The sequence below is a fragment of the Thermobacillus xylanilyticus genome (assembly GCF_907165215.1).
Lineage (GTDB): Bacteria > Bacillota > Bacilli > Paenibacillales > Paenibacillaceae > Thermobacillus > Thermobacillus xylanilyticus.
Map to the genome: position 1 here is coordinate 87226 of NZ_CAJRAY010000097.1, position 10281 is coordinate 97506.

Below are 10281 nucleotides of genomic sequence, written 5' to 3' on the forward strand. Positions count from 1 at the left end.
TGAAAAATTGAAAATTATACAAAAGCACAGATCTCCGTTCGCGACGGAAATCTGTGCTTTCCATTGCGCCATGGGTCCGTCAATTCAGATCCCGCAACACGAATTTGCTCAGTTCATCTTTCAATTGCCGGGACATATGCTGCAGTTCCGTGGCCGCACTTTCGATTTGCTCCATGGAAGCCAACTGCTCTTCCGCAGAGGCGGCGATCACGTCCGTTTCATTCGAAGTCTTGTGAGAGATGTGGGAAATCTCCGCGATGGAAGAGGCGACTTCCTCCATTTCGGCCGACATTTCTTCCGAGGTTGCGGACACTTCCTGAATCTGCTCGCTGACCTGCCGGATATTGTCAAGAATCTGATTCAGCGCAACTTGCGAGCGCTCGATCATTTCCACGCCCCGGTTCGTCTCGGTCTGCATGGAATCCATGGCGGTCACGGCATCTCCGATCAGCGACCGAATGACATGGAGCAGATTCGAAATGGCTTCCCCGTGCTGCGACGTCTCCCTGGCGAGTTTCCCCACCTCCTGCGCGACGACGATGAACCCGCGGCCGTGCTCGCCCGCGCGCGCGGCTTCAATGTTCGCGTTCAGGGCCAGCAATTTCGTCTGTTCCGCCACTTCCTTGACGGTATCGATAATGCCGCCGATGTGTGCCGAATATTCGTCGAGTTTCGCGACGATCCGGGAAGATTCCGCCTGCGTTTTCCTGATATTGGCCATCTGGTCCACGGTTTGCGCAAGCTGCCTGTTGCCGAGTTCCGCCTGTTCATTGGCTCGCATTGCCAGATCGGCGACTTCGGACGCCGCTTCCGCGATGCGCTGAACACCGGCCGACATTTCGTTCATGGTCGTTTCCATCTCGGCGGTCGTCCGTTTTTGCACCGAGGTGCCTTCGGACACTTGCTGCAGGGAGACGGCCACTTGCTGCATCGCCGCCGTGGATTCGTGCGAAATGTCGGTCAGTTGCCGGGAAGATTCGAAAGCGACGGCCGCCATTTTCTGATTGCCGCTCAGCAGGCGGTTCAGCGATTGCTGCATTTCATTGAACGCCACGCCCACGACCTGCAACTCATCCTTCGTATTCAGCACGAGATCCCGGGAGAAGTCGCCCCTGGCCATGGCTTCGGCCCGCTGTTTCAAGGCGTTCACCGTCTCCGCGACATTTCTGTAGAATGCGGTATAGAAGAGAGCGACCAACAGCAAGACTGCGGCCGTGATCAGGATCGTCGTGTTGCGCGCAGACTCCTTGTCGCTGATCCGCTCCTGCAATGTCTGTTCCAGCAAGGTGACGGCAAGCTGGAAGACCTCGCTTGCCGAAGCGATCGCATCCGTGCCCTGGGCGAAGAATGCGTCGGGATTCATGCTCATCGCTTGTTTATGTATAATCTCCTGATCAAGCACGCCGAGGTAGTTCCGGATGTTTCCGGCTGCCTGCTCGCCTTTCTGAAGCAGCTCCCCGTCCTCGGAGCGGTTCAATTCCGCAATTCGGGATAGCGACTGCATCAGATTGATCAGCGCTTTGTCGCTTTGGGCGGCTTCCAGGAGCAATTCCAGCTTGATGTCATCCGTCAGGGTTCCCGCTGCCAGAACACCGTTGCCGCGCCCGCGAATGACCGCGGTGCCTTCGATCAAGGCGGGCAATTCCTGGGTGATCAGTTTCATCGTGTAGTAAGATTGGATCTCGCTGTCCAGCGTCAGTCCGGTTTCATCCGCGCCGTGTATGATCAGTTCTTCCACCTGCTGAACCAGATCGGAATGCCGGGCGAAGCTGTCCGGGGCCGTCAACGTTTCATAGGAACGAAGGATATCATTCCAGGCTGTCTTGACGGAGTTCCATTTCTCGTAGGACTCAGGCATTTCTTCTTTCCGGAAATCGCCATCGATCTGTTCGATCAGGCTCGCAATTTCTTGCTGCTTGGCCTCAATGGCGGACCCGGCTTCAAGATTCCCGTTCAAATATCCGTTCACGAGTCCGCGGTGCTGCTGCACTTGCAGCATGAACGGCATCAGGGCTTTGACTTGACTTACGCCGGTTTGTTCGCTTTTGATGCGCTTGATTTCAACTTGCTGTGTCGAGAACCATTGATAGAGAACGATCAACACCGGAATCATGAACAGCAAACTGATCAGCACAAATTTTTGCCCGTACTTCAGTCTTGCGATCATTGCGGTAAATGGACGCAGCAATTGGTTCAACATGCATTCGTCACCCCATGTGTTGAGTAGATTCCTGTTGATGGAAAAAGGGCGAGGGCGCTCGACAACGGACAATGCTATGAATCAGCGAAAACTTAACGCCTCCTTTCGTTGACAAAATAACAAAAAACACCAAAAAGAAACGAATTGAATTTTAAATTCGACATGAATACATGTTTACCTGCAAATATATTAAAATTTATATAATAAGAAAAAGACTGTCCTTATCAGACAGCCTCTTTGCGATCTAACGGCATTTTTCTTCCACTTTAATTTGATCGTTCATAATCGTGACGATCGAGTAACCGGAAGCACTTTCCGTATAGGAACATACCGTTTTGTTCACCTCTTTACCGCCTGAATCCGTGAACTTCAGATAGATGCCGCCCTCCCGGTGAACCGTTAATTGCGGCTTGATCACCGTCTCTTACCCGCTTTGAATGACTTCGGGATGCCAATATTTTGCGCCGCTCTTGACCGCGTTCCCATTGGCATCACTATGCATAACGCCGATTTCCACTGAAACAAGATCATAATCCGACTGATTGTCCACGATCAGCGAGAATCGTTGGAACTGACGAAGCAAATGGGGGTTATTCTTTTTCACTGCCAGAGCGGTTGCGACGATGAGGACCAGTATCGAACATGCCGCAATCGCAATGATGAGGCCCGCAAAAAATTTCTTGTTTACCATGAGCTTATCCCTCCTTGTTCATGACCAGGCTCGGCGCAGCTTCCGGATTTGCCGCGCCCATTGGTCGAAGTCCCAAACCCTGCAGCCCATCACATCGCGCTTGCCGTCATCTCTGATGTATTGGACGCACAGCAGCGGGCGGATGGAGAGTTTTCCGGTGAAATGATACTTTGAGTGCACATTTACGATGGACTTCACCGGTATGACAATCTGCTTGCGCGGGACAAGCCGGACCAGGACGATCTCCGAAGGGGTAAGCCACAGCAGCGCCAATCCGCGCCATTCGAAACCTTTGCGCGATTGATGCCCGTAGTAATTCACGAGTTCGGAACATACCGGTTTGCCGTACTTCTCCCGAAGTTGGCCTGTGACTTTTCGCTTCGTCAACCAGGTGTGCAGCGCTATGCCCGTCAAGAATACGACCAATCCGGCCATCCAATATACAGTTTCCATCTTGACGTTATCCATTTTGCGATCGCTCCGGGATACGGGGTTGATAAGAAATCTTTAACTAATCATAATATAAAAAGCAAGAGATTGATTCAAAACCATTCCGCATGTTTCGTCTGGAAGTGCCGCCGCAATCAGACAAATAAGAAGCAGCAGCCGGGACAGGTTCCTGATTTCGTCCAGAGCTGCTGCTTTGCCTGTTCTGAAATTTTTTAGCAGATGGAAGTATATGGATGAAGTTCACCAAATGTTAACTTGTAATCCCGTTTAATCCGATATATTATATAAACATTAATTTTTGAAGGTATCGGACCACAGGAGGTAACAGCATGACCAGAATTCGATCGACTGCACTGATCTTCGTATTGCTCGCGCTCGTCATCGCGGCTTGCTCGGGCAACAACGGGAATAACGGAGGAAATAACGGAAATAATGCCGGTTCCACGAACGAATCCTCCTCTTCCGGATCCGAAGTTTCCGGGGAGATCAAGGACGGCGGCAGCCTCATCTTCGGCGTGGGCTCCGACCCGCTGGTGCTCAACCCGATCTATGCGGGCGACCGTGTCAGCCTCACGATCGACCAGGCGCTGTTCGCGCCGCTGTTCCAGGTGAACAACGGGGAGAAGACGTTCTATCTGGCGGAGAGCCTGACCCCGTCCGAAGACGGCCTGACCTACACGCTGAAGCTGAAGGAAGGACTCCAGTGGCATGACGGCCAGCCGCTGACGGCGGACGATGTCGTGTTCACGTTCGACACGATCCTCGACGAGAAGCAGAACAGCCTGTTCCGCTCGAACCTGATCCTCGGCGGCGAGCCGATCAAGGCGGTCAAGGTGGACGACCGGACGGTGGACTTCAAGCTGCCGCAAGTCAACCCGGCCTTCGAAGCGACGCTCGTGCAGCTGACGCCGATTCCGAAGCACGTCTTCGAGAACGAGGCGAATATCGAGCAGAGCGAGAAGAACCTGTACAACGTCGTCGGCTCCGGTCCGTTCAAATTCAAAGAGTACAAGCCCGGCGAATATCTGACGCTGGAACGGTTCGATGACTATGTGCTCGGCAAGCCGCATCTCGATTCGATCACGTACCGCATCGCGAAAGATTCGAACGCGGCGCTCCTCGCGCTGCAAAACGGCGAACTGAACGTGAACTACATTAACCCGCAGGACGTGCCGACGATCGAGGCAAACGGCAATTTCGAGATTCTGCCGTACAGCGAAGGCCGGCTCGCCTACCTGCTCTTCAACGAGAACAGCGCGAACGGCATGCTCGCGAAGAAGGAAGTGCGTCAGGCGATCTCCTACGCGTTGAATCGTGAAGAGATGATTCAAACCATCTATTCGTCCGGCGAATACGCGGATCCGGCGAAATCTTTCGTTACGCCCGACGGGCTGTTCTGGACGAACGACGTCACGACCTACGACAACGACGTGGAAAAAGCGAAGGAACTGCTGGCCGCCGCCGGCGCAAACAACCTGAACCTGAAGTTCATCATCTCCAGCGGCAACAAAGCCATGGAAGCCGCGTCGCTCTATGTTCAACAGAAACTGAAAGACGTCGGCATCACGGTCGAAATCCAGTCGCTTGACGCTTCCGCGTTCAGCCAGAAGTTCGCCGACGCTTCCGCGACCGACTTCGATCTGGCGTACTCCGGCTACATCATGGGCTACGACCCGGACGCTTACCGGATTCTGTACCAATCGGACGCCGATTCGAACTACTCGCACTACAACAACCCGAAGGTCGACGAGCTGTTCGATCAAGGCGCGAGCGAACCGGATCCCGAGAAGCGGGGCGCGATCTACCGGGAGCTGCAGGAGATCATCGCGGAAGACGCGGTCATCTATCCGGTCGCTTACACGAAGACGATCGTCGCGGTTGACAAACGTTTCGGCGGCATTGAGGAAGCCGTGCTGAAGCCGGTTGTCATTTTCGAAGATCCTTCGAAGCTGTACCTGAAATAAGCACAAGGCGTAAGGCTGCGAACCAAACCATAAGGAAGGCAAAAGAGCTGGTTTAACCAGCTTTTTTGCCGTTACAGGCTGGGAGACTGCCATATGAGACAACTTATCGCCAAACGTTTGATTCAGACGATCCCTTTGTTGTTCTTCGTCTCCATCGTCTGCTTTGCGCTCATCAAGGCGGCGCCGGGCGACCCGGTACTGTCGTTCGTGACGCCGAACATGCACGCGGAAGACATCGAGCGCGTACGGGCCAATCTCGGTCTGGACAAGCCGGCATACGTTCAGTACGGCCTGTGGCTGAAAGAACTGCTCAAGGGCAACCTCGGCTACTCGCTGGTCAATCACCAGCCGGTGGCCGCGCTCATTCTCGAGCGGCTGCCGGCGACGGCCGGCCTCATGGGCTGCGCCATCCTGCTGGCTGTCATCCTTGCGATTCCGCTCGGTCTGATCGCCGGCGCGTTCCACAACAAGTGGGTGGACAAACTCATCACATTCCTATCGTACATCGGCATTTCCGTTCCGTTGTTCTGGCTCGCCATTCTGCTCATTTACCTGTTCGCGATCAAGCTGCACTGGCTGCCAAGCATGGGCATGCGCACGGTCGGTGTGAACAGCGCGGCGGACGTGATCAAGCACGGCATCCTGCCGGTTTCCGTTCTGGCCTTCAGCTTCCTGTCGTCCTATGTCCGGTATGTCCGTTCCAGCACGATCGGCCAGCTGAGGGAGGATTACGTGCAAATCCAGTACGCCTACGGCTCCAGCCGATGGATCGTGCTGTTCCGGCACGTCCTGAAGCACGTCCTGCTGCCGATCATCACGCTGCTCGGCATGTCGCTGGCGGAACTGGTGACGGGCGCGATCGTGACGGAAACCGTATTCTCCTGGCCGGGCATCGGTTCGCTGGGCATGACGGCGGTCAGGGGTATGGATTATCCGATCATCATGGGCATTACGCTGTTCTCCGCGCTGCTCCTGATCATCGGGAATCTGCTGGCTGACGTGCTGTACGGTTTTGCCGATCCGCGGATCAAATCATCGAGGTGATCGCCATGACTCGCTTTAGGATCGTCATCCGGGAACTTGTCTCCAGCAAAATGGGGATCGCCTCGATTGCCATCCTGTCCTTGCTGATCATCGGCGCCATTCTGGCTTTTCTGTCTCCGCATGATCCGAACCAACTGGATGTCACGCGCCGGCTGCAGGCGCCGAACGCCGAGCACTGGTTCGGAACTGACGACTACGGGCGCGATATTTTCACGCGCGTGCTGTACGGCGGCCGCGTGTCGCTGATGGTCGGCTTCGCGTCGATGGTCCTCGCGACGCTCATCGGCGTCACGGTCGGCGTGGTGAGCGGCTATTTCGGCGGGTGGCTCGACAACCTGCTGATGCGGCTGCTCGAAATCATTTTGTCCATTCCGTCATTTCTCGTCATCCTGCTGCTGTCCGTCTTGCTGAAGCCGAATCTCGGCAGCATTGTGATCATCATCGGCTCGCTCATGTGGATGCACATGGCCCGCATCGTGCGCGCCGAGACGATGGCCATTCGGGAGCGCGAGTACGTCCTGTATGCGAAGGCATCGGGATTGGGCAGCGCCGGGATTATCTTCCGCCATGTCCTTCCGGGGCTGGTGCCGGTCATCATCGTCGGCGCGACGAACAATGTGGCGTCGTCGATCATGATGGAATCGTCGCTCAGCTTCCTCGGCTTCGGCGTGCAGCCGCCGAACGCGACATGGGGGAGCATGCTGAACGGGGCTCAAGGGTTTCTGACGCAGGCGCCGTACATGGCGATCTTCCCGGGAGCGCTCATTCTGCTGACGGTGCTCAGCTTCAACATTCTCGGGGACCTGCTGCGCGTGGCGCTCGAGCCGAAGCTGGGCCGGAGATGACACCTTTTCCCGCGCTCACGAGAGGAGAGAACGAGCATGAAGAACCGGTTGCTTGAAGTGGAGAATCTTCATGTATCCTTCCATACCCGGGAAGGAGAGGTTCAGGCGGTCCGGGGCGTCAGCCTGCATATCGACCATGGCGAAACAGTGGGCATTGTCGGCGAGTCGGGCAGCGGCAAAAGCGTGACGGCGAAGGCGATCCTGTCGCTCATTGCGCCCCCCGGAGAGATCACCCATGGCGACATCCGCTTCGCGGGCGAGAGCCTGCGCGGCATCCCCGAGCGCAAATGGCGCACGATCCGGGGCAACCGCATCGCCATGGTATTCCAGGACCCGATGACGTCGCTCAACCCGGTGAAGCGGGTCGGGGACCATCTGACGGAAGTGATCCGGCGTCACCGCGGATTGGGCCGCAGGGAGGCGCTTGCGGAAGCGGTCGAAATGCTGCGGCTGGTCGGCATTCCGGAGCCGGAGCTGCGCGTGCGGCAATATCCGCATGAGCTGAGCGGCGGGATGCGGCAGCGCGTCATGATCGCGATGGCCTTGTCCTGCCGGCCGGAGCTGCTCATCGCCGACGAGCCGACGACCGCGCTCGACGTGACGATTCAGGCGCAGATTCTCGATCTGCTGAAGGAACTGAAGGCGAAGACGAGCGCGGCGATCGCGCTCATCACGCACGATCTGGGCGTCGTGGCGCAGGTGTGCTCCCGCGTCATCGTCATGTACGGCGGGATGGTCATGGAGGAAGGACCGGTGGAAGAGATTTTCTACCGGCCGAAGCATCCCTACACGCAAGGGCTTCTCCGTTCGCTGCCGAAGCGGGGCGGAAGCTCGCGGGAGCGGCTGTCTCCGATCGAGGGGTCGCCGCCGGATCTGAGGAGCGCGCCGAAGGGCTGCCCGTTCCGCGACCGGTGCCCGCACGCGATGGCAAAGTGCGGGACGATGCCGCCGATGGTTGAAGTTGGAGAGGGGCATCGGGCGATGTGCTGGCTGAACGACACGGACGCGCAATCGGACGATCACGCGGGTTCCGGGACGGAAGGAGGCGAGGGAAATGGCGGATGAAGCGAGACCGCTGGTGGAAGTGCGGGGCCTCAAGAAGCATTTCGTGAAGGGCCGCGACATCTGGGGCCGGCCGACGAGTGTGCTGCGCGCGGTCGACGGCGTCAGCTTCCACATCCGGAAGGGCGAGACGTTCGGGCTCGTCGGCGAGTCGGGCAGCGGCAAATCGACGGTCGGGCGCTGCATTCTGCGGCTGTACGATTACACGGACGGGGAGGTCCGTTTCGACGGGCAGGATCTGTCGCGGCTCGGCGACAAGCAGCTGAAACCGTTCCGCCGGCGGATCCAGTCGATCTTCCAGGATCCGTATTCGTCGCTCAATCCGGGCATGAACGTGCTGGAGCTGATCGGCGAGCCGATGAACATTCACGGCCTCTATCCCGGCAAGGAGGAGCGGGCGGAGGTCATCGCGGGTTTGCTCGAGAAGGTCGGCCTGAAGCGCGACCATTTATATCGCTATCCGCACGAGTTCAGCGGCGGCCAGCGCCAGCGCATCTCGATCGCCCGCGCCCTGTCGGTGCGGCCGGAGTTCGTCATCTGCGATGAGCCGATCTCCGCGCTCGACGTGTCGGTGCAGGCGCAGGTCGTGAACATGCTGGAAGATTTGCAGGACGAGTTCGGACTCACCTACCTGTTCATTGCGCATGACCTGGCGATGGTGCGGCATATCTCGGACCGGATCGGCGTCATGTACCGCGGCCGCCTGGTCGAAGTGGCGGACAGCGACGAGCTGTACGACAATCCGCTCCATCCCTACACGCAGGCGCTGCTCTCGGCCATACCGGTGCCGGATCCGCGGGCGGAGATCCGGCGGATTCGCTACGAGCCGCATGATTGGACGGGCGAACCGGCGGAGCTCCGGGAAGTGAGCCCCGGGCACTTCGTCGCCCTGAGTTGAGCGGGGTTGATTATCCAGGAGGGGACGAGGCATGAGTCAGGCAAGGGTGAAGATTTCCCAGCAGCATGCGCTGCTGATCGAGTCGCTGCGGGGCCGCGACTGGACCGACGATGAACTGCTCGGCATTTCCGGTCGCGGCGGTCTGCCGAAGGATGACAGCGTGTTCGCATTTGATTATGAAGAGCTGCGGGAATTCGCGGTTCGGGAGCCGGAGCTTTATGCCTCAGCGGTCCGCGAAGGCTACCGGATGAAGTTCAATACGCTGGGCGGACTCCGCTGCTGGCTGTACCTGGCCTTCGGCGGGGAGCCGCATATCGACCGTCGGCCCGGGCTTGAGGGCATCTCGGCGATTCTGACCGACGGGCAGCTGGCGAAGCTTGAGGAAGCTCTCGCTTACGGATGGCAGGTGCAGCAGGTCGGCGAATCGCTGGACAGCGGCAAAGCGACGTACCGGATCGAGCCGGCCGTACGATAGCGCAGGTGCGTCCGCAGAAACGCATGCAGGCGTCAAGGCGTTAGGCTTGTCCTGATCACGCGCCAAGCCTCGATCAGCTGCTCCAGGCTTTTCGAAGCGTTGGCGGGGGAGGTGGAGGGCAGGCAGACCGCCTTCCGGCCGATTTTCGGCGCGATCAGTTTGTTGAAAAAGTGTTCCGCCTTCTTGCCGCTGACGAAGATTTGCCGGATGTCCGCGGTGTTCAGGATCGGCGTCAGATCGTTGGGGACGGCATTCCGGATCGTCTGGTCCGAACTGCCCTCGATGTCGCAGCGCGCGATCACGTCCCACAAGGCGATTCGGTTCCCCAGCAGGAATGCCCTTTTTTCTTCGACCGTTCGGGGAACGTCCTGTTCGAATACGGCCGCAACCACGCGCCAGAAGCGGTTTTGCGGAGTTTCGTAGTAAAACTTCGCCTCTCTCGATTTCACCGACGGAAAGCTGCCGAGAATGAGAATCCCGCTGTTCTCATCGTAAATCGGCGGCATGTTGTGGATGGCGGTGGTCATAATTCTTCAGCTCCCCTGGGATCGTCTGCGCCATATAAAGATATTTTCAACTAAAATCATACAAAAGTAAACCTAAATTTCGAAAGCCCGTAATATCAAACACTGAATATAGTGGATCTGCCTCG

The 10281-nt window shown here is 57.5% G+C and carries 10 protein-coding genes; 6 read left to right on the forward strand and 4 right to left on the reverse strand.

What is annotated here, in order from left to right; translation table 11 throughout:
• Positions 1-79: 79 nt before the first annotated feature.
• The 3 genes from KJQ12_RS18435 to KJQ12_RS18445 form a co-directional block, all read right to left on the reverse strand.
• Positions 80-2200, reverse strand: coding sequence for a methyl-accepting chemotaxis protein (locus tag KJQ12_RS18435; protein ID WP_213486777.1), 2121 nt, complete (start codon positions 2198-2200; stop codon positions 80-82).
• Between the two features lie 424 nt (positions 2201-2624).
• Entirely contained in the window at positions 2625-2891 is a 267-nt protein-coding gene (locus KJQ12_RS18440; RefSeq protein WP_213486781.1) for a hypothetical protein, read from the reverse strand.
• Positions 2892-2909: 18 nt separating this feature from the next.
• On the reverse strand, positions 2910-3344 hold the full coding sequence (locus KJQ12_RS18445) for a hypothetical protein (protein WP_213486782.1): 435 nt from the start codon (positions 3342-3344) through the stop codon (positions 2910-2912).
• Positions 3345-3670: 326 nt separating this feature from the next.
• Here KJQ12_RS18445 and KJQ12_RS18450 point away from each other — a divergent pair, with 326 nt between their 5' ends.
• The 6 genes from KJQ12_RS18450 (at position 3671) to KJQ12_RS18475 (ending at position 9629) form a co-directional block, all read left to right on the forward strand.
• Positions 3671-5305: an ABC transporter substrate-binding protein gene (locus KJQ12_RS18450; RefSeq protein WP_213486785.1), complete on the forward strand. Its 1635-nt coding sequence runs from the start codon at positions 3671-3673 to the stop codon at positions 5303-5305.
• A 93-nt stretch (positions 5306-5398) separates the two neighbouring features.
• Entirely contained in the window at positions 5399-6349 is a 951-nt protein-coding gene (locus KJQ12_RS18455) for an ABC transporter permease (protein ID WP_213486787.1), read from the forward strand.
• A gap of 5 nt (positions 6350-6354) precedes the next feature.
• A complete protein-coding gene (locus KJQ12_RS18460) occupies positions 6355-7194 on the forward strand; it encodes an ABC transporter permease (protein WP_425315990.1) in 840 nt (279 codons plus the stop codon).
• A 36-nt stretch (positions 7195-7230) separates the two neighbouring features.
• A complete protein-coding gene (locus KJQ12_RS18465; protein WP_213486789.1) occupies positions 7231-8259 on the forward strand; it encodes an ABC transporter ATP-binding protein in 1029 nt (342 codons plus the stop codon).
• Complete coding sequence (locus KJQ12_RS18470) at positions 8249-9154, forward strand: ABC transporter ATP-binding protein (protein ID WP_213486790.1); 906 nt, start codon at positions 8249-8251, stop codon at positions 9152-9154. The genes KJQ12_RS18465 and KJQ12_RS18470 overlap by 11 nt, the downstream gene beginning before the upstream one ends.
• A 31-nt stretch (positions 9155-9185) precedes the next feature.
• The gene (locus KJQ12_RS18475; RefSeq protein WP_213486791.1) at positions 9186-9629 is read left to right on the forward strand and encodes a hypothetical protein; all 444 of its coding nucleotides are present in this window, start codon (positions 9186-9188) and stop codon (positions 9627-9629) included.
• 32 nt (positions 9630-9661) lie between these two features.
• Here KJQ12_RS18475 and KJQ12_RS18480 read toward each other — a convergent pair whose 3' ends face one another.
• A complete protein-coding gene (locus tag KJQ12_RS18480) occupies positions 9662-10156 on the reverse strand; it encodes a DNA-deoxyinosine glycosylase (RefSeq protein ID WP_213486792.1) in 495 nt (164 codons plus the stop codon).
• Positions 10157-10281 lie beyond the last annotated feature (125 nt).

Excerpts from the sequence above, each read along its gene's own strand:
- KJQ12_RS18435 (WP_213486777.1), bottom strand. The coding sequence starts at position 2,200 with ATGTTGAACCAATTGCTGCGTCCATTTACCGCAATGATCGCAAGACTG.
- KJQ12_RS18440 (WP_213486781.1), bottom strand. The coding sequence starts at position 2,891 with ATGGTAAACAAGAAATTTTTTGCGGGCCTCATCATTGCGATTGCGGCA.
- KJQ12_RS18445 (WP_213486782.1), bottom strand. The coding sequence starts at position 3,344 with ATGGAAACTGTATATTGGATGGCCGGATTGGTCGTATTCTTGACGGGC.
- KJQ12_RS18450 (WP_213486785.1), top strand. The coding sequence starts at position 3,671 with ATGACCAGAATTCGATCGACTGCACTGATCTTCGTATTGCTCGCGCTC.
- KJQ12_RS18455 (WP_213486787.1), top strand. The coding sequence starts at position 5,399 with ATGAGACAACTTATCGCCAAACGTTTGATTCAGACGATCCCTTTGTTG.
- KJQ12_RS18460 (WP_425315990.1), top strand. The coding sequence starts at position 6,355 with ATGACTCGCTTTAGGATCGTCATCCGGGAACTTGTCTCCAGCAAAATG.
- KJQ12_RS18465 (WP_213486789.1), top strand. The coding sequence starts at position 7,231 with ATGAAGAACCGGTTGCTTGAAGTGGAGAATCTTCATGTATCCTTCCAT.
- KJQ12_RS18470 (WP_213486790.1), top strand. The coding sequence starts at position 8,249 with ATGGCGGATGAAGCGAGACCGCTGGTGGAAGTGCGGGGCCTCAAGAAG.
- KJQ12_RS18475 (WP_213486791.1), top strand. The coding sequence starts at position 9,186 with ATGAGTCAGGCAAGGGTGAAGATTTCCCAGCAGCATGCGCTGCTGATC.
- KJQ12_RS18480 (WP_213486792.1), bottom strand. The coding sequence starts at position 10,156 with ATGACCACCGCCATCCACAACATGCCGCCGATTTACGATGAGAACAGC.